Annotated in this window: 29 protein-coding genes and 1 tRNA gene; 19 read left to right on the top strand and 11 right to left on the bottom strand. The window is 62.7% G+C overall.

From position 1 onward, the window contains the following. Positions 1-68: 68 nt before the first annotated feature. A complete protein-coding gene (locus ACSQ3E_RS10405; protein WP_436122972.1) occupies positions 69-488 on the bottom strand; it encodes a GFA family protein in 420 nt (139 codons plus the stop codon). 396 nt (positions 489-884) lie between these two features. Between ACSQ3E_RS10405 and ACSQ3E_RS10400 the strand changes: the two genes are divergently transcribed. Beyond that, on the top strand, positions 885-1,892 hold the full coding sequence (locus ACSQ3E_RS10400; protein ID WP_310319112.1) for a GGDEF domain-containing protein: 1,008 nt from the start codon (positions 885-887) through the stop codon (positions 1,890-1,892). Positions 1,893-1,972: 80 nt separating this feature from the next. Here the strand turns inward: ACSQ3E_RS10400 and ACSQ3E_RS10395 are convergent, their stop codons facing one another. The 4 genes from ACSQ3E_RS10395 to rpiA all read right to left on the bottom strand — a co-directional run bounded on the left by ACSQ3E_RS10395 (position 1,973) and on the right by rpiA (position 6,360). Continuing rightward, the gene (locus tag ACSQ3E_RS10395; protein ID WP_310318161.1) at positions 1,973-3,346 is read right to left on the bottom strand and encodes a class II 3-deoxy-7-phosphoheptulonate synthase; all 1,374 of its coding nucleotides are present in this window, start codon (positions 3,344-3,346) and stop codon (positions 1,973-1,975) included. A gap of 157 nt (positions 3,347-3,503) precedes the next feature. After that, positions 3,504-4,898, bottom strand: a complete 1,395-nt coding sequence (gene gor, locus ACSQ3E_RS10390; protein WP_436122653.1) for a glutathione-disulfide reductase — start codon at positions 4,896-4,898, stop codon at positions 3,504-3,506. 178 nt (positions 4,899-5,076) lie between these two features. Next, positions 5,077-5,643, bottom strand: coding sequence for a DUF2059 domain-containing protein (locus ACSQ3E_RS10385; protein WP_436122652.1), 567 nt, complete (start codon positions 5,641-5,643; stop codon positions 5,077-5,079). An 18-nt stretch (positions 5,644-5,661) separates the two neighbouring features. After that, positions 5,662-6,360 carry a ribose-5-phosphate isomerase RpiA gene (gene rpiA / locus ACSQ3E_RS10380; RefSeq protein WP_436122651.1) on the bottom strand — a complete coding sequence of 233 codons (699 nt, stop codon included), beginning with the start codon at positions 6,358-6,360 and terminating at the stop codon, positions 5,662-5,664. A 144-nt stretch (positions 6,361-6,504) separates the two neighbouring features. Here rpiA and ACSQ3E_RS10375 point away from each other — a divergent pair, with 144 nt between their 5' ends. Next, a complete protein-coding gene (locus ACSQ3E_RS10375; protein ID WP_436122650.1) occupies positions 6,505-7,188 on the top strand; it encodes a phosphoglycolate phosphatase in 684 nt (227 codons plus the stop codon). A gap of 67 nt (positions 7,189-7,255) precedes the next feature. Beyond that, positions 7,256-7,330, top strand: a tRNA-Val gene (locus tag ACSQ3E_RS10370). Between the two features lie 775 nt (positions 7,331-8,105). On the opposite strand, the gene ACSQ3E_RS10365 is transcribed toward ACSQ3E_RS10370, so the two are convergent. Beyond that, positions 8,106-9,971, bottom strand: a complete 1,866-nt coding sequence (locus tag ACSQ3E_RS10365) for a L,D-transpeptidase family protein (RefSeq protein WP_436122649.1) — start codon at positions 9,969-9,971, stop codon at positions 8,106-8,108. Positions 9,972-10,247: 276 nt separating this feature from the next. On the opposite strand from ACSQ3E_RS10365, the gene ACSQ3E_RS10360 reads away from it, so the two are divergent. The 3 genes from ACSQ3E_RS10360 to ACSQ3E_RS10350 all read left to right on the top strand — a co-directional run bounded on the left by ACSQ3E_RS10360 (position 10,248) and on the right by ACSQ3E_RS10350 (position 12,459). Then, complete coding sequence (locus ACSQ3E_RS10360) at positions 10,248-10,643, top strand: rhodanese-like domain-containing protein (protein ID WP_436122648.1); 396 nt, start codon at positions 10,248-10,250, stop codon at positions 10,641-10,643. A 70-nt stretch (positions 10,644-10,713) separates the two neighbouring features. Further along, positions 10,714-11,517, top strand: coding sequence for a MerR family transcriptional regulator (locus ACSQ3E_RS10355; RefSeq protein ID WP_436122647.1), 804 nt, complete (start codon positions 10,714-10,716; stop codon positions 11,515-11,517). 12 nt (positions 11,518-11,529) lie between these two features. Then, the gene (locus ACSQ3E_RS10350; RefSeq protein ID WP_436122646.1) at positions 11,530-12,459 is read left to right on the top strand and encodes a hypothetical protein; all 930 of its coding nucleotides are present in this window, start codon (positions 11,530-11,532) and stop codon (positions 12,457-12,459) included. A 32-nt stretch (positions 12,460-12,491) separates the two neighbouring features. Here ACSQ3E_RS10350 and ACSQ3E_RS10345 read toward each other — a convergent pair whose 3' ends face one another. Continuing rightward, the gene (locus ACSQ3E_RS10345) at positions 12,492-13,397 is read right to left on the bottom strand and encodes an alpha/beta hydrolase (RefSeq protein WP_436122645.1); all 906 of its coding nucleotides are present in this window, start codon (positions 13,395-13,397) and stop codon (positions 12,492-12,494) included. Positions 13,398-13,445: 48 nt separating this feature from the next. Between ACSQ3E_RS10345 and ACSQ3E_RS10340 the strand changes: the two genes are divergently transcribed. After that, positions 13,446-13,895 (top strand): MarR family winged helix-turn-helix transcriptional regulator, encoded by a 450-nt coding sequence (locus ACSQ3E_RS10340; RefSeq protein WP_115731773.1) that lies wholly within the window; start codon positions 13,446-13,448, stop codon positions 13,893-13,895. A 4-nt stretch (positions 13,896-13,899) separates the two neighbouring features. Here the strand turns inward: ACSQ3E_RS10340 and ACSQ3E_RS10335 are convergent, their stop codons facing one another. Then, positions 13,900-14,784, bottom strand: coding sequence for a sulfite oxidase heme-binding subunit YedZ (locus tag ACSQ3E_RS10335; protein WP_436122644.1), 885 nt, complete (start codon positions 14,782-14,784; stop codon positions 13,900-13,902). Between the two features lie 135 nt (positions 14,785-14,919). Then, positions 14,920-15,531 (bottom strand): pyridoxamine 5'-phosphate oxidase family protein, encoded by a 612-nt coding sequence (locus tag ACSQ3E_RS10330; protein ID WP_436122643.1) that lies wholly within the window; start codon positions 15,529-15,531, stop codon positions 14,920-14,922. Positions 15,532-15,664: 133 nt separating this feature from the next. Here ACSQ3E_RS10330 and ACSQ3E_RS10325 point away from each other — a divergent pair, with 133 nt between their 5' ends. Beyond that, complete coding sequence (locus tag ACSQ3E_RS10325) at positions 15,665-16,096, top strand: nuclear transport factor 2 family protein (protein ID WP_436122642.1); 432 nt, start codon at positions 15,665-15,667, stop codon at positions 16,094-16,096. A 15-nt stretch (positions 16,097-16,111) separates the two neighbouring features. Here ACSQ3E_RS10325 and ACSQ3E_RS10320 read toward each other — a convergent pair whose 3' ends face one another. Next, on the bottom strand, positions 16,112-16,465 hold the full coding sequence (locus ACSQ3E_RS10320; RefSeq protein ID WP_436122641.1) for a gamma-butyrobetaine hydroxylase-like domain-containing protein: 354 nt from the start codon (positions 16,463-16,465) through the stop codon (positions 16,112-16,114). A gap of 208 nt (positions 16,466-16,673) precedes the next feature. On the opposite strand from ACSQ3E_RS10320, the gene moaA reads away from it, so the two are divergent. From moaA to ACSQ3E_RS10265, 11 genes are all read left to right on the top strand, one after another. Further along, positions 16,674-17,669, top strand: a complete 996-nt coding sequence (gene moaA, locus ACSQ3E_RS10315; protein ID WP_436122640.1) for a GTP 3',8-cyclase MoaA — start codon at positions 16,674-16,676, stop codon at positions 17,667-17,669. Positions 17,670-17,749: 80 nt separating this feature from the next. Beyond that, the gene (locus ACSQ3E_RS10310) at positions 17,750-18,736 is read left to right on the top strand and encodes a hypothetical protein (protein WP_436122639.1); all 987 of its coding nucleotides are present in this window, start codon (positions 17,750-17,752) and stop codon (positions 18,734-18,736) included. Between the two features lie 215 nt (positions 18,737-18,951). Continuing rightward, positions 18,952-19,422 (top strand): hypothetical protein, encoded by a 471-nt coding sequence (locus ACSQ3E_RS10305; protein ID WP_436122638.1) that lies wholly within the window; start codon positions 18,952-18,954, stop codon positions 19,420-19,422. Between the two features lie 92 nt (positions 19,423-19,514). Continuing rightward, positions 19,515-20,435, top strand: coding sequence for a DMT family transporter (locus tag ACSQ3E_RS10300; RefSeq protein WP_436122637.1), 921 nt, complete (start codon positions 19,515-19,517; stop codon positions 20,433-20,435). A 2-nt stretch (positions 20,436-20,437) separates the two neighbouring features. Beyond that, on the top strand, positions 20,438-21,061 hold the full coding sequence (gene mobA, locus ACSQ3E_RS10295; protein WP_436122636.1) for a molybdenum cofactor guanylyltransferase MobA: 624 nt from the start codon (positions 20,438-20,440) through the stop codon (positions 21,059-21,061). Further along, positions 21,061-21,573: a molybdopterin-guanine dinucleotide biosynthesis protein B gene (gene mobB, locus ACSQ3E_RS10290; protein ID WP_436122635.1), complete on the top strand. Its 513-nt coding sequence runs from the start codon at positions 21,061-21,063 to the stop codon at positions 21,571-21,573. Before mobA ends, mobB begins: the two co-directional genes overlap by 1 nt. Positions 21,574-21,733: 160 nt before the next feature. Next, positions 21,734-22,510, top strand: a complete 777-nt coding sequence (locus ACSQ3E_RS10285) for an ABC transporter substrate-binding protein (protein ID WP_436122634.1) — start codon at positions 21,734-21,736, stop codon at positions 22,508-22,510. Between the two features lie 134 nt (positions 22,511-22,644). Continuing rightward, positions 22,645-23,358: an ABC transporter permease gene (locus ACSQ3E_RS10280; protein ID WP_310318110.1), complete on the top strand. Its 714-nt coding sequence runs from the start codon at positions 22,645-22,647 to the stop codon at positions 23,356-23,358. Continuing rightward, on the top strand, positions 23,355-24,185 hold the full coding sequence (locus ACSQ3E_RS10275; protein ID WP_436122633.1) for an ABC transporter permease: 831 nt from the start codon (positions 23,355-23,357) through the stop codon (positions 24,183-24,185). Before ACSQ3E_RS10280 ends, ACSQ3E_RS10275 begins: the two co-directional genes overlap by 4 nt. A 96-nt stretch (positions 24,186-24,281) precedes the next feature. Next, positions 24,282-25,151, top strand: a complete 870-nt coding sequence (locus ACSQ3E_RS10270) for an NAD(P)-dependent oxidoreductase (protein ID WP_436122632.1) — start codon at positions 24,282-24,284, stop codon at positions 25,149-25,151. A gap of 9 nt (positions 25,152-25,160) precedes the next feature. Continuing rightward, a complete protein-coding gene (locus tag ACSQ3E_RS10265) occupies positions 25,161-25,859 on the top strand; it encodes a DNA alkylation repair protein (RefSeq protein WP_436122631.1) in 699 nt (232 codons plus the stop codon). On the opposite strand, the gene ACSQ3E_RS10260 is transcribed toward ACSQ3E_RS10265, so the two are convergent. Then, a complete protein-coding gene (locus ACSQ3E_RS10260; RefSeq protein WP_067961212.1) occupies positions 25,860-26,351 on the bottom strand; it encodes an Lrp/AsnC family transcriptional regulator in 492 nt (163 codons plus the stop codon). Between the last annotated feature and the right edge of the window lie 26 nt (positions 26,352-26,377).

Below are 26,377 nucleotides of genomic sequence, written 5' to 3'. Positions count from 1 at the left end.
CTGTTTCGAGCAGAGCGCCTAAACACGACGAAGCGTTCAACAAATGAGAACGATCTTCGGAGGCCCGTTCAATCCTCGAGCACCTTGAGCGACGGTGACGAGCGTTCGTATCGCGGCAAGCCGTCGTCGATCTCGTAATACGATCCCTTGTCCGCGACGAAGATGTGATAGCCACCGGCCAGCGACGACGGTTCCTCGAACGACCCGGCCATGATCGAAACATAGCCCTCGTCGTTCGGCTTCCAGAACATCACCGATCCGCAACGGCTGCAGAAACCGCGGCGGGCAAAGTCCGATGCGGCGAACCAGGTGACATTCTCGCCGCCCTGGATGTCCACCATGTCGTCGCTGACATTGGTTGCGGCATAGTAATGGCCGCTCTGTTTCCGGCACATGTTGCAATGGCAATAGATGACTTCGCGCAGCGCACCTCTGGCCGTGAAGCGCACCGCTCCACACAAACATGATCCCTTGTGCAGATTATCCATTGCATTCTCCTTGATTGACCGGCTGCTCATATTGATCTTCCTCGCAGCACAGGACATCAGTGTTTGCGACATTGCCTGTGCTGGCCAGTGCTGAGGCATCATCTGGCACAGTGGAAAATACACCCTCTGGTAGAAAAATACGGGCAAGAAGGCTGCAAATTAAGGAAACCTTAGCCAGCCTAAATTAGAGCTCATTACAAGTGATGAGCGCAGAGGGGACCTGCGCCGCCGCAAGCATTCTATCTCACGCCGCTCGCGCCCCCGACCGGTTTGCACGTCAGCCCCAGCGCTGGCTATGCAGCCGGCCATCTGGCCAACTGAAACGGGACATACATGCAATCTGCAGCCGCCCCGACAGAACGAGGCAACGATATTGCGAGTACTGTCGTGGCAACGATGAGCCAGATGGGCGTCATCGGGCTGCCGCGCAATTACGAGATCTTCTACGAGGCGCTGACCGGCACCAATGCTGCCCTCAGCCTGGAGGTCATCGCTCTCGGCAATCGTCCGACACAGGAGCAGCTCGACCTGCTCGGCCAGAAGTTCTTTGCCCACAACCATGGCCAGGGCATCGTCGAGCATGCGCGCGAGGTCCTCGCCCGCGAACTCGAAGGCGTCGCCAGCCTGCTGCGCAACGAGCAGACCTATCTGGAACGCTACGGCAAGGTGCTCGACGAGACATCGAGCGGGCTCAACAGCCGCACCGCCATGTCGCAGGAACTGCTGCAGAAGATCGCCAGCGTGATGGCCGTGGCCACAGCGTCGACCATCGACCACGGCAAGCATGTGGCGACGACGCTGAGCGACAAGTCGAGCGAACTCGAAAGCGTCAAGTCGAAGCTCGAAGAATACAAGAAGCTCGCCGACACCGATCCCCTCACCCATATCTGGAACCGGCGCGCCTTCGACCGGCGCATCGCCAGGATTTACAACGACAACAGGGGCGTGCTGTTCAGCGCGCTGATCCTGGCCGACATCGACCGCTTCAAGGACATCAACGACCGTCACGGCCACCCGGTCGGCGACAAGATCCTGCGGATCATCGCCAGCATCTTCCAGTCCAGCGTCCACCGCGACATGTTCGTGGCCCGCACCGGCGGCGAAGAGTTCGCGCTGATTGTCGAAGGCACGACGGAGGAAGCGACGTTCGAGATCGCCGACCGTGTTCGCCTTTTGGTTGCGCAGACGCAATTCAAGGACGTGCAGCCGGGTGTGAACTGCGGCCAGGTCACGGTTTCCATGGGCGTTTGCATGGCATCGGACGCAGACAGCGCCGAGGACCTCTACGCCAAGGCCGACCGCGCGCTCTATCGCTCCAAGCTGATCGGCCGCAACCGAGTCACGCGCTACTCGACCATCGCCGAGCGCCAGGGCAAGAACTGGATGCTGTACAAGAAGGACTGAGCGCATAGCGCCTCGGCGGATATGAAAAAAGGCGCCGGTTTAACCGGCGCCTTTTTTCATTTTCCGACCGCGTTTGCGGATCAGGCGTTGACGGCCTTCTTTGCCGGGGTCGGTGCGCTCTTGCGGAGCAGTTCCGAAACCAGGAACGCCAGCTCGATCGCCTGGTCGGCGTTGAGGCGCGGATCGCAATGCGTGTGGTAGCGGTCCTGCAGTTCCTCGGCCGTGATGGCGCGGGCGCCGCCGGTGCACTCGGTGACGTTCTTGCCGGTCATCTCGACATGGATGCCGCCCGGGTGCGAGCCCTCGGAACGGTGGATGTCGAAGAAGCTCTGCACTTCGCTCAGGATGCGGTCGAACGGACGCGTCTTGTAGCCGGCTGCCGTGATCGTGTTGCCGTGCATCGGATCGCACGACCAGACGACCTTGCGGCCTTCCTTCTCGACGGCGCGGATCAGCTTCGGCAGGTGCTCGCCGACCTTGTCGTGGCCGAAGCGTGCGATCAGGGTCAGGCGACCGGCCTCGTTCTCCGGGTTCAGCAGGTCGATCAGCCTGAGCAGGTTGTCAGGCGTAATCGACGGGCCGCACTTGAGGCCGAGCGGGTTCTTCACGCCACGGCAGTACTCGACATGCGCGTGGTCGACCTGGCGCGTACGGTCGCCGATCCAGATCATGTGGCCCGAGGTCGCGTACCAGTCGCCCGAGGTCGAGTCGACACGGGTCAGCGCCTGCTCGTAGCCGAGCAGCAGGGCTTCGTGGCTGGTGTAGAAGTCGGTCTCGCGCAGCGCGTAGTTGGTCTCCGACGTGATGCCGACGGCCTTCATGAAGTCCATCGTCTCGGTGATGCGGTTGGCCAGCGCCTCGTAGCGCTCGCCCTGCGGGCTGTTGGAAACGAAGCCGAGCATCCACTGGTGCACGTTCTCGAGGCTGGCATAGCCACCCTGGGCAAAGGCGCGCAAAAGGTTCAGCGTCGCCGCCGACTGGCGGTAGGCCATTTCCTGGCGCGCCGGATCCGGAATACGCGACTTCTCGTCGAAGGCCGGGCCATTGATGATGTCGCCGCGGTAGCTCGGCAGCGTCACATCGCCCTTGGTCTCGTTGTCGGCCGAGCGCGGCTTGGCGAACTGGCCGGCGATGCGGCCGACCTTCACCACCGGCTGTGCGCCGGCGAAGGTCAGCACGACCGACATCTGCAGGAAGACGCGGAAGAAGTCGCGGATGTTGTCGGCGCCGTGCTCGGCGAAGCTCTCGGCACAGTCGCCACCCTGGAGCAGGAAGGCTTCGCCATTGGCAACGGCAGCAAGCTGCTTCTTCAGCTTGCGCGCCTCACCTGCAAAAACCAAGGGGGGAAAAGATGCGAGACGAGCTTCCGTTTCCACGAGCGCCGCAGCGTCCGGATAAGCCGGGACCTGCTGGATCGGCATGCTTCTCCAGGAATTCGGGGACCATTTCGTCATGTTCGCACCTAAAAAAGTTCGCTAACGGGCACCTCACCCGCGCCACAACCCGCCATTGCGGGAACGCGGCTCTTTACACGATGAGGAGCCCCTAATCTACCCCGGAACACGCCTGAGATCGAACGTTTCCCTGCGTCAGGGTCCGTCAGCCAGGATGTTAGCCGTCGACGCGCACGCCGTCCTTCACCAGATAGGTCGGCTTGTACATCGTCACCAGCTCTTCGGCTGCCGTCGGATGCACGGCCATGGTGCGATCGAAGTCGTCCTTGGTGAGCCCGGCCTTGAGCGTGATGCCCAGAAGCTGCGCCATTTCGCCAGCGTCAGGCCCAAGCACGTGGGCTCCCAGGACCAGGCGCGTATCACCATCGACGACCAGCTTCATCAGCATCTTTTCCTGCCGGCCCGACAGCGTATGGCGCATCGGCCTGAAGCTGGTGCGGTAGATTTCCAGATGCTTGAACCGCTTGGCGGCGTCATCCTCGGAGAGGCCGACGGTGCCGATCTCGGGCTGCGAGAACACGGCGGTCGGGATGCAATCGTGATCCGGCTCGGTCGGGTTGTCCTTGAACGCTGTCTCGACGAAGCACATCGCCTCATGGATGGCGACCGGGGTCAGCTGGACACGGTTGGTGACATCGCCAACGGCCCAGATGTTGTCGGCGCTGGTGCGCGACAGCCGGTCGACGACGATCGCACCCTGCTTGTCCATCTCGACACCCGCCGCTTCGAGACCGAGGTTCTCGGTGTTGGGCGTGCGTCCGATGGCCAGCAGCACCTGGTCGACGGTCAGCTTCTGGCCGGTGTTCAGCGTGACATCGAGACGGCCGTCGCCGCGCTTGCTGACCTCCTGCGAGACCGAATGCAGCAGGATCCTGATACCCTTATGCTCCATCGTCTCGTGCAAGGTGCGCCTGAGGTCCATGTCGAATCGGCTGAGAATTTCCTTGCCGCGATAGACGAGCGTGGTTTCAACGCCGAGCCCGTGGAAGATGTTGGCAAATTCGACGGCGATGTAGCCGCCGCCTTCGATCATGATCGCCTTGGGCAATTCGGGGAGGTCGAACACCTCGTTCGAATAGATGCAGTGCTCGTGCCCCGGCAGCGCGGGATGAGCAGCCGCCCGCCCACCTGTAGCGATCAAGATCTGATCGGCGGTGACGGTACGGTTTTTATCGACGATCCTGATGGTGTGGCGGTCGACAAGCTCGGCGCGTGAATGGATCGTCTCGCCGCCGGACCCCTCGACATTGCGCTTGTAGATCGCCTCGAGCCGCGAAATCTCGCGCTCCTTGTTGGCCACCAGCGTCTTCCAGTCGAACTTGGCTTCGCCGACCGTCCAGCCATAGCCGGCAGCGTCCTCGAAATGCTCGGGAAACTGCGAGGCGTAGACATAGAGTTTCTTGGGCACACAGCCGCGGATGACGCAGGTGCCGCCGAAACGGAACTCCTCGGCCAGCGCAACGCGCTTGCCGAGCGCTGCTGCAACGCGTGCCGCACGCACACCGCCCGAGCCACCACCGATGACGAAGAGATCGTAGTCGTACTGGGCCATGGGTGTCCTTCCTGCGCTAGAGCAGCGCGCATGCGGTGCGCAACGGTTGCTCTAAGTCTTTGAAACTGCGCACCGCGTTCGATGCGCCTGTGATGCGGTCACAGGTAGTGGCAGCGACGCCAAAAGAAAAGCCCGGCAAATGCCGGGCTTTTGCATCATGACCGTTGGTCGCGGTGGATCAGTTCGCAGGCGCTGCCGGTGCTGTACCTTCAGCGGGGGCTGCGCCCTCGGCCGGAGCCTTGGTGCCGATGACAGCCTTGAGCTTTTCACCGACCTGCTCGGCGAGATCGCGCGCGATGCCGTTCTGCCAGATCTCGGCAGCCTTGACCAATTCGCGCGAGGCGATCGGGCCGCTCTCGATCAGCTTCTTGCCGGCTTCCGAATTGTAGAAGGCGGCTATGTCGTTGAGGTTCTGCTCGGAGAAGGCCTTGGCATAGGCAAGCGCCGATTCCTTTTCGAGGTCGGCGCGACGCGCGGCCAGCGCCAGCGTCTTTTCGTCCACCGTCTGGGTGATCGCTTCCTGCATGTCAGGGTTCTGCTGGATCAGCTGCTGCTTCAGCGCTGCTGCCGCCTGCGGCAGGATCGAATCAAAGGAATCGGTCGCATGGATGGCCGAGATGGCGGCATGCGCTGCCTTCAGGTGCGATTCCGCGATTTCCTGCGCCTGGGCCGAGAACGCGACGGCCGCGAATGCCGAAGCCGCCACCATGACGGAGAAGCGGCGAAGCCGGTTTGTCAAAATCATGATGAATAGAACTCCTGTTTAGCGTGCCGGGTGAACGGTTCTGACCCCGTCCGAGCCGGCGATGACGGCAACGGTGGCCAAACCCAGAAAGAGACCGTGCTCCACGACGCCGGGAATGGCGTGCAGGGCATCCGAAAGCGCTCTTGTATCGGGAATGCGGCCAAAAGATGCATCGATAATGAAATGTCCACCATCGGTTACGAAGGTCTCGCCGCCGGTCTTGCGCAGGACCAGAGGCCCGGAAAGCCCGAGCTTATCGGCAGCTTTTGCGATGGCGATCTCGGTGGCCTTGAGGCCGAACGGATTGACCTCGATCGGCAGCGGAAAGCGCCCGAGCGTGTCGACAAGCTTGGTCTGGTCGGCGATGACGACCATGCGCGTCGACGCCGCGGCGACGATCTTTTCGCGCAACAGCGCGCCGCCGCCGCCCTTGACCAGGGTCAGCTCAGGATCGATCTCGTCGGCGCCATCGATGGTGAGGTCGAGCTCAGGCGTCTCGTCGAGCGTCGACAGCGGAACCGACAGCTCGCGGCAGAGGGCGGCCGTGCGTTCCGACGTTGGCACGCCGATGATCTGCATGCCAGCCGCGACCTTCTCGGCCAGCAGCCTGACGAATTCCTCGGCCGTCGAGCCAGTACCGATGCCAAGGCGCATTCCGCTCTCGACATACCCCAAGGCAGCGCGCGCCGCCTCGATCTTCAAAGCCTTGGCATCCATGACTTGTTCGCAAAATCCTCGAATATCAGGCTTGGCTCCTAGCATTTTTGCCCGTTGGGTCAAAGGCTTTATGGCCCGGGCTTGCTTCGTGCCGGGTCCGGGGCTATCGGCTCTTGCAACGCACAACTCCACAAAGGCGGAGCCATGTCCAAGCCGATCATCGTTTTCGACCTCGACGGGACGCTCGTCGATACCGCCCCTGACCTTTTGGACAGCCTCAATCACACGCTGGTCGCTGGCGGCCTTGCCGAAGTCGACGACAGAGCGTTCCGACGCTTCGTCGGCCAGGGCGGGCGCATCATGATCGAGCGCGCCTACACCGCCCAGCAAAAGCAGTTGGCCGCTGTCGAGCATGACCGTCTGCACGACATCTTCCTCGATCACTACACGGTCAACATTCCGGGCCGCTCCATGCCCTATCCCGGCGTGGTCGCCGCGATGGATCGTTTCGCCGACGCCGGCTATCTGCTCGCCGTCTGCACCAACAAGTACGAAAACCTCGCCAAAGGTCTGATCCAGGCGCTCGGTCTTTCTGATCGCTTTGCAGCTATCACCGGTCCGGAAACCTTCGGCATCCGCAAGCCCGATCCGCGCCACCTTACCGAAACCATCGCCAAGGCCGGTGGCGACGCGTCTCGCGCCGTCATGGTCGGCGATTCGGTCACCGACATCGACACGGCAAAGGCCGCCGGCATTCCGGTGGTTGCCGTCGATTTCGGCTATACCGACCGTCACGTCAGTGAATACGAGCCTTCGGTAGTCATCTCGCACTATGACGAACTGACACTTGGCATGGCGCAAAAGCTGATAGACGCGGCAAGTCGCTAAAGCCGCCTTGACACCACTCCCGCCCCTCCCCTATATCGCCGTCACGTTCGGCCCTTGGGCCTCGGACGGGCGATTAGCTCAGCGGGAGAGCACACCCTTCACACGGGTGGGGTCATAGGTTCAATCCCTATATCGCCCACCATTCCCTTACCGCAAATCTCAAGCTTCCTCGCCACGTGTTCATCGGCACGACCACAACGGGTCGAGGTCAGGCCGCCCTGCCTGCACCTACCGTCTCAAGCAACTCGGGGTGCTCACTACGGCTGAAGTGGCCCCTCCGGTTCCGGCTCGGTCGGTTGCAGCGGCCCCTCTGGCTCTGTCGGCTTCACAGGCTTATGCCTGACCTGTCTCTCCAGACGATCGCTGCCTTCTGCCGGCTTTGCCAGCATTCCAGCCCCGCAACGATCGCCCTTGCGGTAGCCAGGGTCGCGCGAGTCGCAGTGCGTCGTAATGGCTTGGCATCCCGGCAAAACCGAGCGCAAAGCAACGACGAGAGTGGCCTTCTGCAGAATAATCATGAGTTCCTCCGACGAAACGGTGAACCCCACCCCTATTTATGTGTACACTGCAAATCGATTTCAGATCGTAACGATCAGAAGCAACATTCTAAAAACATTAAGTAATTCGGATAACAAAAATGACCGACTTACATCAACGATTACAGGGAAGGCAGACCGGCCACTTTGGACGGTAAATCGTCCCGCACTCCTGCGCCCAATGAGCAAGCTGAATTGTCTGCGATTGGGTGGAGGAAAGGATTCAATGAGGGATTCAGTCAATTCCGGCGGCTGCTCTTGCCAACCGGACAGCCTCCCAATAGGCAACCGTACCGGCAGCATCAGAGAGCAGCGCTAGTTCGGCAAGCGGCACCGACAGCGCGAAGTGCTCGAGCTGGCGCTATCCGACAAATGGCCCGTTCAGATGCTCGGTGCCCTCGCCGCATCGGTACGAGCCATGGCGTCCTTGAGCTTCGCGTCGCGGTCGTAGACGTCGCCGAAATACTCGACCTTGCCGTCGAGATCGGGCCAGGCGGTGAAGTAGGCGACGTAGACCGGGATCTTGCGCGTCACCTTCTCGAAGGAATGGCCCTGCTTCAGCTTGGCCGCGATGTGATCGACGTCGGTGCCAAGCACGGCGGCCGCCATGCCGCGCGGATCGGCCAGGCGGATGCAGCCATGGCTGAAGGCGCGGCTGTCGCGGTCGAACAGCGCCTTTTGCGGCGTGTCGTGCATGTAGATGGCGTGCTTGTTGGGGAACAGGATCTTGAGCTCGCCCAGCGCGTTGGCCTCGCTCGGTGCCTGGCGCACGCTGTAGGGCACCTTCGAGCCATACTGGCCCCAATTAATCGCCGACGACGGAACGCGCTGGCCGCGCGAATCGGTGACTTCGTAGCCGGCACGGTCGAGATAGCTGGGATCGTTGCGCAGGCGCGGCAGCATCTCGTTGACGATGATCGACTGCGGCACGCCCCAATACGGGTTGTAGTCGACCTGCTCGATCTCATCCTGGAAGAAGCTGGTCTGGTTGGTGGTCTTGCCGATCACCGTCCGCATCTTGAGCTTCTCGACACCGCCGTCGATGTAGCTTGCGGTATAGGCAGGCTGGTTGATGAAGACACGCGGGCTGCCGAGGTCGGACGGCAGCCAGCGCAGCTGTTCGAGCGCGACCACGACCTTGTCGAGGCGATCAGCCTTCGACGTGCCGGCAAGGGTTGCCACCGTGCGCGGGCCGACGACGCCGTCTGCCTTGAGCCCGGCACGCTTCTGAACCGCCTCGATGACCGGCACCAGTTCGGGCGAGTAGGTTTCGCTGTTGCCGAGCCTGGCCAGCGTTTCGCCGAACTCGCCGCCCATCTCGTCGTCGAGATCGCGGGCGATGAGATGCAGCAGCTTGGGTAGCTCCGGGCTGGTCTCGCCGGGCTTCAGCAGCAGCTTGGCGTCAACGACGATGTCGTTTTCCTCGCTCGCCTTGAGCGCCTCGAGTTCGACGCGCAACGCCTTGTATTCTGGGTTCTGCGGATGAAACGCCTCAAGGAAGGCCCGCGCGTCGTTCGACTGGCTGAGACTCTTCAGCACGCCGGCCATGTCGAGCGGCTTGGCCGCAAAATCATAGTAGCCGGAGATACGGTTCGGATCGATCCGGCCGCCTTGCGCATCATGCACGTAGCGCAAAACGCGTGCAGACATCGCCATCTCGAAACGGATGAGCGTCTTCATCCGCCCGACGGTGTCGTCAAGCGCATAGGCTGCCGGCGGCACGGAGACCGCGTAGTCGGCCGGCATCAGCCCGTGGCTGGCAGCGTCGCTCAACGTCCTGATCGCCTCTTCGGCGCGGCTGTTGGCCGTCTGGCCGGTGACCCAGATGAAATCGGGATTGGCCGTATAGTAGTCGAGCAGCCCCTTGGCGATTTCCTTTTCGGCAACGAGGTCGAAGGCATCGAGCCCGGCCAGCGCTTCGCGGAACGCCGTACCGGCAAGCGACGGCTCCAGCGACACCGACTGCGTGCCGGCGATCAGCTTGGCGAAGTCGACCCTCACCATCGCGTCGGTCTTGTAGGTGTAATAGGACGGCGCGCTGATCTTGGCCGCCGCCACCGGCGCCCGCTTCTTCTGCACCGGAGCCGGCGGAAATTCGCCTTGCTGATGGCGGGGGGCACGGTTGCCGCCACCGAACAGGATATCAAAGAAGTTCTGCGCAACGGCCTGCGGCGCGCCAAGCGCCACTGTCGCAGCCAGTGCAGCCAGCGGAAGCGAGATCGGCCTGCTCAGGAGAGAAAATTTCATAAAGACACCATCCCTGCCCGGAAACTGCACTGGAACCGCCATGCGCCGGTGGAAGAGTTCCTGCCCACAAATGGCTGATGTAAGGCGCTACTCCATCGATTCATACCGATAACGTTAAGCTTTCATAAATTTCCCGGTAGCTGTTGCCGAACAGTTTCACATCATCGTGAGACAAGCCGGCAGGTGGTACAATTCATCGGCGATGACAGCCTCGCCGCTTCATGCGATCACTTGGCCTTGCAAGCTGAATTTGGGCCGAATTGACGCGAGGGCAAGGTGAAGAAGGGCTACAGGGAGCTGCTCGACGAGGCCAATGCAGTGGTCGAGGTGGTGTCGCCCGAAGAAGCGGCAACCCTGCTCGACGACACCGAGACCATCTTCGTCGACCTGCGCGATCCACGCGAGGTCGAGCGCGAAGGCAGGATTTCAGGCGCCCAGCATTGCCCGCGCGGCATGCTCGAATTCTGGATCGACCCCGACAGCCCCTATCACAAGCCGTTCTTTTCCAGCGGCAAGAACTTCGTCTTCTTCTGCGCCGGCGGCTGGCGCTCGGCGCTGGCCGCCAAGACCGCGCAGGAGATGGGGCTGGAGCCGGTCCGACACATCCTTGGCGGGTTCACCGCGTGGCGCGTGGCGGGCCTGCCTGTAGAGCCAGGCAACAAGAAAGGCTGATTGGCGGGCGACGACGAGAGCAAATCGCGCGCTTGACCTCGCCCCTGGGGCCAGCCCTAGACACGGCGTCATGACCGATTCCTATCTCCTCGCCGGCCGTTTTGGGGCCGCAACGCGACTGTCGCCAAAGGCATTGCGGCTCTATGCCGAACAAGGTCTCCTGGTGCCGGTCCACGTCGATCCGCAGACCGGCTATCGCTACTACGCCTCCTCGCAGGCGCCGCGGGCACGGCTGATCTCGCGGCTGCGCCGGCTCGGCCTGCCAATCGCCCGCGTCACGCAGCTGCTGGAGCTCACGCCGGAAGCACGCGTCGTCGAACTGCAGAGCTGGCTGAGCGCGCAGAACGACAGGCTTGCCGACCAGGCCGAACTCGTGCGCGCGCTTTCCCGGCAAGCCGAAGGCGGCGAACCGGCATTGGCGGCGGCAATCAGCCTGCGCGAGGTATCGGCCGGAAAAGTCATCTCTCGACAGCGGCAGATCAGCGTCGAGGTCCTGGACGATTTCATCACCGAGGCCGAAACGGACATCCGCGCGCATCTGCGCGCCTCGGGGTCGGCTTGCGACGGATTGATGCGCGTGCATTTTCACGACCTCGTCAGCCGCGACAGTGAAGGCCTCGTCGAGGTCGCCATCGCCTGCGAGGGAAACCTCGAGCCGGCAGGCGACCTGCTCATCAGACTGCAGCCGGCGAGGCGTGAGGCCTATCTGCCGGTGCCCAAGGCTTATGAGGATTTTCCCCTCGTCATCCACGTCTACGACGCCCTTGAAGCGTGGCTCGACGCGCGCAGCGACCTGAACTTCACCGGCAGCCCCTGCGAAACCTACCCCGGAACCCAAGGCGCACGTTTCGACGTCGCCTACCCCATCATCTGAAGAGGTCCAGACATGACGCACTTTGCCTACACGGGCTCGGGTCCGTATTGCTATGCCAATTCCTTCGCAATGATGTTCGGCGCCGATGGACCCTCGACCCCCGTCATCGAGGTGGCCATTGGCGGCCCGTTCGGCATGCAGCTGATCGGCGGCACGTTGCCCTTCTTCGACCCCTATGGCTGGGACCCGGAGAAAGGTTTCGAAGACGCGCTTTCAGCACTTGGCTGGACATCTGACATCACGCAAGGGGGCGAAGCCGAAGAGGCCCTGGCGCGCCTCAAGGCAGCATTGGCCGCTGGCCCGGTCTGGATCGGTCCCGTCGAGATGGGGCATCTCCGGCACCAGCCACGCATGCGCGGCCCGATCGAGGCCGATCATTACGTCGTGGCGCTCGAAGTCGACGACGAGAGCATCCTGATGCACGATCCGCAGGGTTATCCCTACGCTCGCCTGCCCCTCGCCGACTTCATGGCCGCCTGGAGCGCAAAAACGCTGATCTACGGCACGCCGTATACGATGCGCACCGCCTTCAGGCGGATCGCCGACGTCGCCGAAGTCGACATGATCAGGGCGTCGATCCCTTCGGCGATCCGCTGGCTGTCGATGTCGGGTGAGCACGACATGCCGGCGGGAAGCTCGGGCAACGCCGCCGCCGCCGAAGCACTGGCGCAGCTGATCGAGCGCGGTTGCGGCGACGATCTTCGTGACCACATGATCCACTTCGCTGTCCGGGCAGGCGCTCGTCGCGCGACAGACGCCGCGACCTGCCTGGAACGCGCGGGATACGCCGAGGCGGCTCGGATTGCGGGACGACAGGCCCGGCTCATCGGCGCGCTGCAATACCCTCTTGTTGCGGGCAAGGATGGCGAGGCGGCGGCCTCGCTTCGCGAACTGGCGCCGACCTACGAAAAGCTGAGGGCCGCGCTGGAGGGCCAGGGCTGAGCCCTGGCGATTTGTGTGGCGCCAACGACTGCTTATTGGACCGTGTCGAGTTCGCGCGCGGCCTGGAGAAAGCCAACCGCCTCGGCCACGACCTTGGCGCTCGAAAGGATGCGCCGATGGCCGAGGCCGTCGGCCCAGAACAGCCTGACATGGCCGCCGGCGCCGGCCATGGCGCGCGCTTCGTTGGCCGACACTTCCCTGTCGTCGGGGGCGTGGATGACAAGCGTCGGGGTGGCCAGGCGCATCAGCAGCCTGGAACCGACGAACTGGCTGATCGGGGTGCCGGTCACACGCTGCACCTGCCCCGAGATCGCCCTTTGCGTCTTGGGTCCGAGGTTCAGGTAGCGGCCGAAATCGTCGAACAGCTTGGGCATCGAATCGGGCGCGGCCACCAGCACCAGCCGCTTGGCGCCAAGCGGCTCGAATCCCTTGACGGTTCCGGCGGCAGCATTGACGGCAACCGCACCACCGAAGGAATGTCCGACTATCGCCTCGAATGGCCCGAACCACTGGCCGGCAAGGGTGGCGGCTTCGACGGCCTTGGCCATGTCGAGCGCGCGGCCGAGCGAGCCACCATGGCCCGGCAGGTCGAGCGAGATCACGCGCATGCCGGCATCCCTGTAGCCTTCGATCAGCGCTTGCATGTACTCAGTGCGCGAGCGCCAGCCGTGGATGACAAGCACGGTGCCCTTGCTTGCCCCCTCGGGGCGAAACTCGTGCATCGCCACGCAGCTCTTTTGCGTCTTGATTCTGTGATGGCGCGCCTCGGCCATGAAGCCCGATGCGTTGCCGATGGCGCGCTTTTCGCCTGCGCTCAGCGAGCGCTGGCTCGGCGTTCGCCGGAAAAGCTCGAATGCCGCGCGACCGGCGAGACGTGGCGAAACCAGTTCGGCCGCACCGAACAGCCGCCGGATGACCTTGAGCCCGATTGATGCCATAGTGATTGTCCATCCATAAGTTCAATCATGAACAATAATAGTTCAATCATGAACAATAAACAAGATTTGCCGTGGGATAACCCGCGGTTCCGCAACTGGGTTGCCGTGGCCAAGGCGTGCCACTCGATGGAGCGTGCCCTGGCGAGCGCGTTGCAGCCGCACGATCTCAAGCCGGCGCAGCTCGATGTCCTGATGAACCTCTATCGCCATCCCGGCATTTCGCAGCACGACCTGGCGCGCAAGCTGCTGGTCGGCCGCTCGAACATCACCATGCTGCTGCCGCAGCTGGAAAAGCGTGCGCTGGTCAGGCGGGAGGCCGATGCCAAGGACCGCCGGGTGATGCGGCTGACGCTGACGGAAGACGGCGGGGCGCTGCTAATGCGGGCGCTGAAGGCCTATGGCGCCTTGATCGAAAAGGCGATGAGCGCATCGACTCCCGAACAATGCGACCTGATCGGCGCGCACATGTTGCGCGTCGCCGATGCGCTGAAGGAGTAGCCGCTCAGGCTGCTGCCCTGGCCGCTCGCCTGCCCCGCGGCGCTTCCGCCTTGCCCATGGACCGGACGAAGCCGAGCGCGGCCACGGCAAGGCCCGTCGCCAGCACCCACCAGCCCGGCCGGATCGTGTAGGAAAACTGCAGGTTGGCCCACAGCACGCGGGCGGGCGGCACGCCGGTCGCCAGCCCGTACCAGGCCGCCTCGACTATCACCGTCGACATCGCAGCGACGACCGCAATCGCGACAAGCACGAAAGGCGATGTCAGGCTGAGGCCGCGCCAATGCGCCAGCCGGTAGAACATCAGAAGCATCAACAGGCCCGCCATCAGCGTCGGCTCGTAGACGTCGGCCTTGGACTGCATGAAAAAATGCAAAGCCGCGAGAATGCCGATGGCGTAGACGATCTTGTGCAGCCGGTTCCAGTTGCGCCCGAGCTTCTTGATCGCCGCGTCCGTCGACGTCGCGCCGAGGGCGACAAGCCCCAAAAGCGCGACGAAGCCGATGGTGAGATAGATGCGCAGCGCGATCTCGCTGACGACGCGGACCACGTCCCAGTTCTGGTCGAAGAAGTAGAGCACGAGATGGCCGAGCGCATAGGCGAGCGCAGCGATACCGAGCATGCGGCGGATGAGGATCAGCTTCGGCCATTGGCCAATGCGGCGCAGCGGCGTCACTGCCAGCGACATCAACAGGAAGCGGATCGCCCAATCGCCAGTTTCATGGATGGCGGCGGTGAATGGCCGTGGGCCGAGCAACGTGCTGGCGCCAGCGCCTTGCGGAAAGCCTTTCATCGCGTAATAGCCAAGCAGCAATGCCGGCACCAACGTTCCGGCAAAGGCCAAAGCCTTGAGTGGCGAGAGTTTTCCGGCGCGGTCAGTCCAGGGCGTCATTCCATCTAGCTCCAGCAGTTTTGCCGGTATACGTCGATAACGCCCGCTGAGTTACACCAGCGCAATCACTTTGTTTTGAGCCCGGTTGCCTCGCTGACGACCCAAAACTCTGCGTCAGGCCGCTCGTTCGACGGCTTACCACATCGACTTCTTGGCGCGCTCCGGCCATTCGCGATCATAGGTTTCGCCATCGATGCTGGCTCGGCTGGTGATGGCAAGGATCTGTCCCGGCGTCGGCAGCGTCTTCGGATCGACATGACGCTCGGGGTTCCACAGTTCCGACCGCACGATCGCTCGCGCGCACTGGAAATAGACGGCATCGACGTCGATCACAGTCACCGAACGCGCTGGCTTGCCTTCGACTGTAAACGACGAACACAGCTCTGCGTCGACGCTGATATGGGCACGACCATTGACGCGCAGCGTCGTGCCGGAACCGGGCACAAGGAACAGCAGCGCGACGCGCGGATCGCGGATGATGTTCCTCAGCGAGTCGGCGCGGTTGTTGCCGCGACGGTCCGGCATCATCAGCGTGCGTGGATCGTGGATGCGGACGAAGCCGGCAAGGTCGCCCCGCGGCGAGCAGTCGAGCCCCTCGGGCCCGCTGGTCGCCAACGAGACGAAGGGCGAAGCTTCTATGAACGCCGCGTACTCGGGGATGACATGGTCGAGTTCCTTCACCAGCGAGGTTTCGCCGGGAACGCCATAAAGCGCCTCGAGTTGTTCAATCGTCGAAATCTTGGTCATCCAATGCGTCCCCTTCCAGCAGTCACGGCCAAATAGCTATCGGCAGCGCGCGCCCAACGCAAGAAACGGGTGTCACCACGGCGCCAGCTGCCATATCGACGCGCCAAGATCACCCTTTGATGGAAGATTTGCGATGAACAAGGTAGTTGATGGCCTGGATACAGCACTCGGCTTGTTGGAACACATGTTCGACGTCGAAATGCGCTTCGTGCGAGGTAGTGCCGACGACAAGGACCTACTGGCAAAGGCCTTTCACGAGAACGTCGTTATCCATGAGCCAAAGTCGCTGCCCTATGCCGGCGACTGGACAGGACTGGACGAGCTTTCCACACTTTTCCGCAAGATGCAGGAAACCTGGAGCGACATGGCAGTCGACAATCTGCAGGCCGTGCGCGACGGCGACACGGTCTTCATGGCATGTACCTTGTCGATGACTTGCCGCGTCAACGGCATCGAGATCGTCCAGCCATTTGCCGAGATGCTTCGCTTCGAAGCAGGGCTTCTGATCGAAGCCACCCCATTCTACTACGACACCGAAGAAATCGTTTCGGTCCTTGCGCGCTGAAAAAGCATCTTGCGGCTAGCGATCGCGGCTCATTCCCTTTTGCGCCAGTTCGTCGAGATATTCCTGCCAGCGCTTGTCCTTGTCGTGGCCAAGCGTGTGCAGATAGTTCCAGGTGAAGATGCCGGTATCGTGGAAATCGTCGAAGGTGATGCGTACGGCATAATTGCCGACCGGCTCGACCTTGAGGATGGCGACCTCCTTCTTGCCCGGCACCGTCACCCGCTGCTCAGGCGAATGACCCTGCACCTCGGCGGAGGGCGAAAGCACGCGCAGCAACTCGGCCGGAAGCTCGAACGGGCGGTGGTCCGGGAACGTCACCGTCAACAGCTTGCGGTCCTTGGAGACCCTCAATTCCTTCGGTGCCGTCATGATCCGTCCTGCCGTTACGAGATGCCCTTCACTACTGCGCTTCGGACGCCGCGGAAAGCGCTAAGACGGCGCCAAGTCGGCAAAGCCGGCGGAGTCACTCTGAGGCAACAAACTTTCATCTTGATTGACATACACAAGCGTACAACATAGCCGTAATATGACAGGCACCGGCCAAGGTGCCACGGAACGGGAAACGGAAGCGCAGACCATGGACATGATCGATCCTTTCGGTCGCTCGATCAGCTATCTGCGCGTGTCGGTTACCGACCGCTGCGATTTCCGTTGCACCTATTGCATGGCCGAAGACATGGCCTTCCTGCCCAAGAAGGATCTGTTGTCGCTCGAGGAACTCGACCGGCTTTGCACCGTCTTCATCGAAAAGGGCGTCAAGAAGCTGCGCCTGACCGGCGGCGAACCCCTGGTGCGCAAGAACGTCATGCACCTCATCCGCCAGCTGTCGCGCCATCTCGGCAGCGGCGCGCTGGAAGAACTGACGCTGACGACCAACGGCTCGCAGCTGTCGCGCTTCGCAGCTGAACTTGCCGATTGCGGCGTCAAGCGCATCAACGTTTCGCTCGACACGCTCGACCCCGACAAATTCCACGCCATCACGCGCTGGGGCCATCTTGCCAAGGTGATGGAAGGCATCGACGCTGCCCAGGCCGCCGGCCTGCACATCAAGATCAATGCGGTTGCCCTCAAGGGCTTCAACGACACCGAGATCCCTGAAATCCTACGCTGGGCCAATGGCCGCGGCATGGACCTGACGGTCATCGAGACGATGCCAATGGGCGAGATTGATGCCGACCGCACCGACCAGTATCTGCCGCTGTCGCTGCTGCGGGCCAATCTCGAGCGGCAATTCACGTTGACCGACATCCCGTTCAAGACGGGCGGCCCGGCACGTTACGTCGATGTCGCTGAAACCGGCGGAAAGCTGGGCTTCATCACGCCGATGACGCATAATTTCTGCGAGAGCTGCAATCGCGTGCGCCTGACCTGCACCGGCACGCTCTATATGTGCCTCGGCCAGGAGGATGCGGCCGACCTCAGGGCGCCGCTGCGCACCTCCGAAGGCAACGAACTTTTGTCCAATGCCATCGACGAGGCGATCGGCCGCAAGCCCAAGGGCCACGACTTCATCATCGACCGCCGCACCAATCGTCCGTCCGTCTCGCGCCATATGAGTGTGACCGGCGGCTGAGCGGCATCGAGCTTCGCCACCCCACAACGTCCTCGTGAGGTAATGGGCATGCTTACCGGCTCGCCGCGACTTTCTCCGCAATGACGCTGGCGAAGCGTGTCGCACGCAAGCTGCAAGCGCTGTGGCGCCATGTGTTTCCGCGCGCGCCGGCGTGCTGCGTCGAAACCGTCGGCCGTGCGCGGCTTGCATACGATCCTCAGTATCCGGCGTTCGTGCGGGAATACTATTTGTACTGTGTCGCATTGTTCCGCGAAACGCTGGCCGTGCGCGACGCGCCGGTCAATCTCGTGTTCGGAGACTCCGAGGTCGACTGCGGCAATGCGAACCGCACGCGGCGCATCGATGTCCAGTGGGAACACACACTGGTCAAGCCGGGCGGGCGCGACAGCGACGGCGCGCCGACCGGTGCTGTGCCATTGCCGGACGGCCAAGGGCACTATCTCGCGCGCGTGGTGAACCGCGCGGTGGTCGAATCGGCCGACGTGATCGTCGACTACAGCCGGCCGAATGTCGAAAACCTGCGCCGCGCCGGCGGCTTCGATGCGTATCTGGCCAAGACGATCGTGCTCGCGCCGCTGCTGTACGACACCGACGTCACCCCGGGCACGCGGCGGCGCGACGCGATCACGCTGTTTGGCGACGTCGCGCAACCGCGCCGCGCCGCGTTTCTGGAAGCGGCCCAAGCGGCGCGCCTGTCGCTGCTCAATGTCAGTGGTGTCTACGCGGGCGCCGCGCTGCGCGCGCTATACCGCGACACGCGCGTGCTCGTGAACGTGCATCAGACCGGCCAGCACCACACGTTCGAGGAATTGCGCGTATTGCCCGCGCTGCTGTGCGGTGTCGTGGTCGTCAGCGAAGACGTGCCGCTGCGCGAGTCGATCGCGTATCACCCGTTCGTGGTGTGGGCGCGCTACGGCGAACTCGCTGACACGGTGCGCACGGTGCTCGCCGACTACGCGGCCTATCGCGAACGGATCTTCGGCGACGGGCGATTCGAGGCGGTCGTCGAGCGAATGAGGCGGGACAATCGCGATGCGGTGAAGACCGCGCTGCAGCGGTTGCGGTAGCGTCGCGCCAGAACCAGCACCCGTGCATAGCCGACAGAAACTCGTGCGTGATCGGATAGCCCGGTGCCAAGGCGATCGGGCGTAAGCCCGAGGGTCACGATTTCATCATCGACCGCCGCACCAATCGCCCGTCCGTCTCGCGCCATATGAGTGTGACAGGCGGCTAAGTTGCAGCTATCGTCGCCACCCGACAACGTCCTCGTGAGGTAATGGGCATGGCTTACCGGTTCGCCAGGACGTTCTCCGCAATGACTCTGGCGATGGTGCTAGCCGCACCTGCACTTGCCAAGCCATTCATCTACACCAATGCCCGCTTCGGCACGTCGGTGACGTTTCCGCTTGAGGTCTTCGTCAGCAAGGCCGAACCGCCCGAGAACGGCGACGGCATGACATTCCTGGCGGCGGACGGGGCTAGCCTCGCGATCTACGGCTCCAACAACGCGCTTGAGCAGACACCCAGGCAACTCGCCGACATGAGCTCCGAGGGCGTGCAGGTCACCTACCAAAAATTGGGCAAGGACTGGGTCGTGCTGTCGGGTAATGACGGCAACGACATATTCTACCACCGCCTCGAATTCGGCCGCGCCGGCGTCATCCATGCCTTCCTGCTCAAATACCCCGCATCGTCCAAGGCAAAATACGACCCGCTGGTCAGCGCCATCGCCGAAAGCCTCAACGGCCCGTGAGGCCGATTGACATATCTGGTCCATCCGATTGGCATTGCTGTTTCGTGCACCGGTGCTAAAGCCGTAGGCAACAGCAGCAACGGAAAGCCGAAGTGCCACTTTCCTCGAATGTTCGCGGCGCCACCTTCATGGTCGTCGCGATGGCAGCCTTTACCTTCAACGACACGCTGAGCAAGCTCGCGGCCCAGACGATCAATCCGGGCCAGCTGATGCTGGTGCGCGGGCTGTTCGCCACCACGCTGATCAGCCTTCTCGCCTGGCAGCAAGGTGCCTTGAAGGGCTACCGGAACTACTGGCATCCGATGGTGTTCCTACGCCTTGTCGGCGAGGTTGGCGGCACCGTGTGTTTTCTCGCCGCCCTGCCCCACCTGCCGCTGGCCAACATCTCCGCCGTGCTGCAGGCGCTGCCATTGGCTGTGACGATGGGCGCAGCACTGTTCCTAGGCGAGGCCGTCGGGTGGCGTCGCTGGCTGGCCATCGCCACCGGCTTTGGCGGTGTCCTGATCATCGTCCGGCCAGGGTTCGAAGGCTTCAACGCGTTTTCGCTGCTGGCTCTGCTTTCGGTCGCGTTCTGCGCCGTGCGTGATCTTGCGACGCGAAAGATCCCCGGCCACATCCCCTCATTGTTCGTGTCGACCACCACCACCATCATTATCACCATCACCGGTGCGCTGACGATTGTGCCGTTTGGTGGCTGGGTGGCGATGACGCCAAATCTCGTCGCGTTCCTTGCCGGCGCCGCGGTGCTGGTGCTGTTCGGTTACCAGTTCGTCATCATGGCGATGCGCGAAGGCGAAATTTCCTTCATCGCGCCGTTCCGCTACACCGCCCTGATCTGGGCGCTCTCGCTCAGCGTGTTCGTCTTCGGCGACATCCCCGACCTGGCGATGATCGCGGGTGCTGCCGTCATCGTTGCTTCCGGCCTCTATTCGCTCTATCGCGAACGCGTTGTCGGCAAGGGCCGGCCGGCAGCCGAAAGCACCAGTGCCTCGATGGCGCCCGACGGGATCTAGGCATGGCAGAGCATATTGCAGGGTTGATCCTCGCTGGCGGCCGTTCCAGCCGCATGGGCGGCACCGACAAGACGCTCCTGCAGCTTGCCGGTCGTCCCCTGACACGCCTGGTGCTAGATCGCCTGCGCCCGCAGGTCGGTCGGATCGCCATCAACACCAATGCCGACCCCGCAGGTTTCGTGGGATTCGGCGTCGACATCATCAGCGACACGATTGCTGGTTACCAGGGACCACTGGCGGGAATCCTGGCTGGGATGGAGTGGGCGGCAGTCAAGCTCGACGTCACTCATATCCTCAGCGTTGCCGGCGACACGCCCTTCTTCCCCGACGATCTTGCCGAGCGGCTGGTAGCGCGCGCTGTCGCCGGCCGGGTCGCCGTGGCGTCTTCGAACGGGCGCGTGCACCCAACATTCGCGCTGTGGCCGGTTTCGTTGCGTAAGCCGCTTGCGGCCTTTTTGGAAAGCGGCGATACCCGAAGGGTGATGACTTTCCTTGAGCAGGCAGGCCTCGACGTGGTGGATTTTCCGGTGACGCAACGTGGTTCCGTTGAAGTCGACCCGTTCTTCAACATCAACACGCCCGAGGACCTCGCCCAGGCTGCGCGCATCGTCGACGAGGCCAAGTGATGACGCATCGCGTGTTCGGCATTACCGGCTGGAAGAATTCCGGCAAGACGACTTTGACCGAACGCCTGGTGACGGAACTGGTCGGACGCGGCTGGAGGGTCTCGACCATCAAGCATGCCCACCACGATTTCGACATCGACAAGCCGGGCGCCGACAGCTTTCGCCATCGCGAGGCTGGCGCGACGGAAGTCGCCATCGTGTCGGGGCGGCGCTGGGCGTTGATGCACGAGTTGCGCAACGAAACCGAGCCGACGCTCGACGAGGTATTAGCGAGAATCGCCCCTTGCGATCTGGTTCTGGTCGAGGGCTACAAGCGCGAGCACCATCTCAAGATCGAGGCACGCCGGCTCGAGGCCAAGGACCGCTCGCCGCTGACATTGAACGACCCTTCGATCATCGCCATCGCCTCCGACCATCCGGTCGAAGGCGAGCAGGTTCCGGTGTTCGGCATCGACGACATCACGGCGATCGCCGACTTCGTCGAAGTGCGCACCGGCCTCGCAGCGCGGTGACGCTGCGTCACCGCGCTTGCCCGATCGCCCGGTCGCAAATCCCCTTTTCGTGATTGATTTTTAACTGAAAACAGTGGGAGTATCGCCGCCAGCAGCGGAGTTCATCCGCTCAACGGCCGCCATGGACGGGAACCGGCCGAAGCGAACAGAGAGGAACATCATGGGTATTTCCAAGCGTATTGCCCTGGCTGCGACCGCGGCCCTGGCGCTCACCATCGGTATGGCGCAGGCGCAGGAAAAGACAATCAAGATCGCCACTGAAGGCGCATACCCTCCCTACAACAACCTGACCTCCGACGGTAAGCTTGTCGGCTTCGACGTCGACATCGCCAATGCGCTCTGCGAGGAAATGAAGGTCAAGTGTGAGATCGTCGCCCAGGAGTGGGACGGCATGATCCCCGCTCTTCAGGCCAGCAAGTTCGACGCCATCATCGCCCAGATGTCGATCACGCCTGAGCGCAAGGAAAAGATCGACTTCTCCAAGAAGTACATCAACACCCCGGCCGTGATCGCCGCCGCCAAGGACAGCGACATCAAGGGCGTGACCAAGGAAGACCTCGCCGGCAAGACCATCGGCGTCCAGGGTTCGACCATCCACTACAACTACGCCGAGAAGGTCTACACCGACAGCACCGTCAAGTCCTACCCGACGGCAGACGAGTACAAGCTCGACATGGCCAACGGCCGCCTCGACGCGGTCAGCGACGACGCCGTGACGTTGGGTGCCTGGCTGGAAACCGCTGACGGTGCATGCTGCAAGATCGTCGGCACCATCCCGAACATGCCCGAGATCCACGGCGACGGCGCCGGCGTCGGCGTACGCAAGGGGGACCCGCTGGCAGATCAGTTCTCGGCAGCCATCGATGCCATCCGCGCCAACGGAAAGTACAAGGAAATCAACGACAAGTACTTCAAGTTCGACGCTTACGGCAGCTGAGCGGTCAATGCTGTGAAAACTGAACAAGCGGCGGGACAAGTTCCCGCCGTTTGGCTAACATAAGCTCAACGACAAGCCGTCAGCAAAGACGGCAGGCACTCCCGCCAAGGGAGGCCAATGGGGGCAGCATACCGATGCAAAGCGCGTGGACGCTTCTGAGTTTCGGGCCTGACGGATGGGGTGACGACCTCGCACATGGCGTGCTCGTCACGGTTTCGCTTGCCCTGGTGACATTGCCGCTGGGTCTGCTGATCGGCTTTCTGGTCGCACTCGCCAAGCAGTCGGGCGAACCTTCGATGCGGCTCGCCGGCAACATCTACACCACCATCTTCCGCGGCCTGCCCGAGCTGCTGACGCTGTTCCTCGTGTTCTACGGCGCGCAGATCGGTATCCAGCAGGTCGTTCGGCTGGTCCAGCCCGACGCGGTTGTCGAGATCAACAGCTTCGTCGCCGGCATGGTTGCTCTCGGCGTCGTCTTCTCGTCCTACGCCAGCGAGGTTTTCCTCTCGGCCTTCCGCGCCATTCCGCGTGGCCAGTATGAAGGCGGCTACTCCGTCGGCCTATCGCCGCGCCAGACGATGCGGTTGGTGATCCTGCCGCAGCTCATCCGCATCGCCCTGCCCGGCCTCTCCAACCTGTGGCTGATCCTGCTCAAGGACACGGCCCTTGTCTCGGCCGTCGGCCTGACCGACATCGTGCGCCAGAGCAGCATCGCCGCGCGCGTCACCAAGCAAGCATTCATGTTCTTCGGCGTTGCCTGCCTCATCTACCTGGCGCTCGCCATCATCTCCTCCTTCGGCATCGGCGCCATCGAGCGCTGGGTCGGCAAGCGGGCGGCCCAGCGATGAGCGTTACCGACGGAACCACCGTGAAAGTGCAGCGCCCGGCAGCGCCGCCACGCGGATGGTCGCGCGAGCGCATTCTGGGCTGGGTTTTCGTCTGCCTCTGGATCGCGCTTGGTGCCGGCCTGGCTACCTATCTGTTCAGCGCCTGGAACCCGGAACTCTTCGCCAAATATGCGCCGTCCTATCTGTCCGGGCTCTATGTGACACTGACGCTGGTGGCGATATCCATCATACTCGGCGCCATCCTGTCGGTGCCGATCTGTTACGCCCGCATGTCGAAGAACCGCGTGCTGAACGCGATTTCCTACGGCTATGTTTATTTCTTCCGCGGCACGCCGCTGCTCGCCCAGACCTTCCTGATCTATTACGGCTTCGGCTCGTTCCGGCCGCAGCTCGAGGCCATCGGCCTGTGGGGGTTCTTCCGCGAGGCCTGGTATTGCGCCGTCTTCGCCTTTGCGCTCAACACCGCCGCCTATCAGGCCGAAATCCTGCGCGGGGCGATCGAGAGCGTCGGCAAGGGCCAGTGGGAGGCAGCGTCCGCCCTTGGCCTGTCCAAGACGCAGACGCTCTACAAGATCATCCTGCCGCAGGCCCTGATAGTGGCGCTGAGGCCGTACGGCAACGAGATCATCCTGATGATCAAGGGCTCGGCCATCGTTGCCATCATCACGGTCTATGACCTGATGGGCGAGACGCGCCGCGCCTTTTCGCGCACCTTCGACTTCCAGACCTACCTTTGGGCCGCCCTGCTCTATTTGTCGCTGGTCGAAACCCTGCGCCATCTGGTGGACTGGATCGAAAGGCGCATCACCCGCCATCTGCACCGCTGATCTCAAGCGCTGGTCCAACCATCGTCGTCTTGACGAATTCGTCCGATCGCATAGACCACGGACACCAGAGCATTTTGCACTTCGAAAGGGTGAACCATGGCATCGGTCGCGTTCCTTGGTCTCGGCGTTATGGGCTATCCCATGGCCGGCCATCTCAAGAACAAGGGCGGGCACGACGTCACCGTCTACAACCGCACCACCGCGAAGGCCGAAAAATGGGCTGCCCAGCACGGCGGCGGCTTTGCCGCGACGCCCGCCGAGGCCGCCGATGGCAAGGACTTCGTCTTTGCCTGTGTCGGCAATGACGACGACCTACGCGAAGTCACGACCGGCGCCAAAGGCGCATTCGGCTCGATGAAGAAAGGCGCCATATTCATCGACAACACCACCGCCTCGGCCGAGGTGGCACGCGAGCTCGATGCCGCCGCCAAGGCAGGCGGTTTCCACTTTCTCGACGCCCCGGTCTCGGGCGGCCAGGCCGGCGCTGAAAACGGCGTTCTGACCGTCATGGTCGGCGGCGAGCAGGAACCCTTCGAGCGCGCCCGCCCGGTCATCGATTCCTTTGCACGCATGGTTGGCCTGATGGGTCCTGCAGGCGCTGGCCAGCTGACCAAGATGATCAACCAGATCTGCATCGCCGGCCTCGTCCAGGGTCTCGCCGAGGGCATCCACTTCGGCAAGAAGGCCGGCCTCGACATCGAAAAGGTCGTCGACGTCATCTCCAAGGGTGCCGCCGGTTCCTGGCAGATGGAAAACCGCCACAAGACGATGAATGCCGGCAATTATGATTTCGGCTTCGCCGTCGACTGGATGCGCAAGGATCTCGGCATCTGCCTTGAAGAGGCCGACCGGAACGGTGCCAAGCTGCCGGTGACCGCCCTTGTCGACCAGTTCTACAAGGACGTGCAGGGCATGGGCGGCAAGCGCTGGGATACCTCGTCCCTGCTCGCCCGCCTCGAGAAATAGAGCGGCACCATGGCGCTGTCGTCGGCATCCACAGTCGATGAGATCATCGCGCATCTGCGCACGCTGGCCTCGGAAGAGAACCTAGCCGGCATGGCCCGCTTCGGCATCGCCACCGACCACGCACTCGGCATCCCCAATGCCGTGACCAATCCCATCGCCCGCCTGCTCAAGCGCGACCACGCCCGCGCTCTGGGCCTATGGGCGACAGGCATTCGCGAAGCGCGCATCCTGTCGGCCGCGACCGACGAGCCGGCAAAGGTGACTCGCGCCCAGATCGATGCGATGGCGGCCGAGTTCGACAGCTGGGAGATCGTCGATCACGCAGCTCATCTCATCTGCGCTGCAAATCTAGCTCACGAGATCATCCCGGCCTATGCCGCCGACGAGCGCGAATTCGTCCGCCGCGCGGCATTCTCGACGATCGCGACCGCCGCGGTTCACCTCAAGAAGGAGCCGGACGAGACCTTCCTCGGCTGGCTCAAGCTAGTCGAGGCACAGGCGGGCGATAGCAGGAACTTCGTCAAGAAAGCTGTGAACTGGGCGCTGCGCCAAACCGGCAAGCGCTCGCCTGCCCTCCACGCACCCGCCTTGCGGCTGGCGGAGAAACTGGCGGGGTCAACAGACAAGACGGCGAAATGGATCGGCAAGGACGCCGTGCGCGAACTCACCGATCCCAAGATTATCGAACGCCTGAGCGCGAAAGCCTGATCAGGCAGCCGACGCGCCGCTCTCCTTGTCGAGGATCATGTAATCGAGCGGCATTTCGGTCGTGTACTTGATCTGCTCCATGGCGAAGGACGACGACACGTCGCGGATCTCGATCTTGGCGATCAGCCGCTTGTAGAAAGCGTCATAAGCACCGATATCGGGCACCACGACACGCAGGAGATAATCGACGTCGCCGCTCATGCGGTAGAACTCGATGACCTCCGGAAACTCCTGGATCACCTCGGAGAAGCGGCGCAGCCATTCATGGCTGTGCGAATTGGTACGGATCGCCACGAACACGGTGACGCGCGCATTGATCTTCTCGGGATCGAGCAGCGCCACGCGGCGCTTGATGACGCCCTCTTCCTCAAGCTTCTGGATGCGGCGCCAGCACGGTGTGGTGGACAAGCCGACTTTCTTGGCGACGTCGGCCACGGCCAAGGTCGCGTCCTCCTGGAGGAGGCGGAGGATTTTCCGGTCAAGGCGGTCCATATCTGGGCTCCGTTAGAAAAGGTTCG

This window comes from Aminobacter sp. LjRoot7, assembly GCF_964252895.1.
Classification (GTDB): Bacteria; Pseudomonadota; Alphaproteobacteria; order Rhizobiales; family Rhizobiaceae; genus Aminobacter; species Aminobacter aminovorans_B.
The sequence above is the reverse complement of the archived record's forward strand: the minus strand, read 5'-3'. Positions and strand labels throughout refer to the sequence as shown.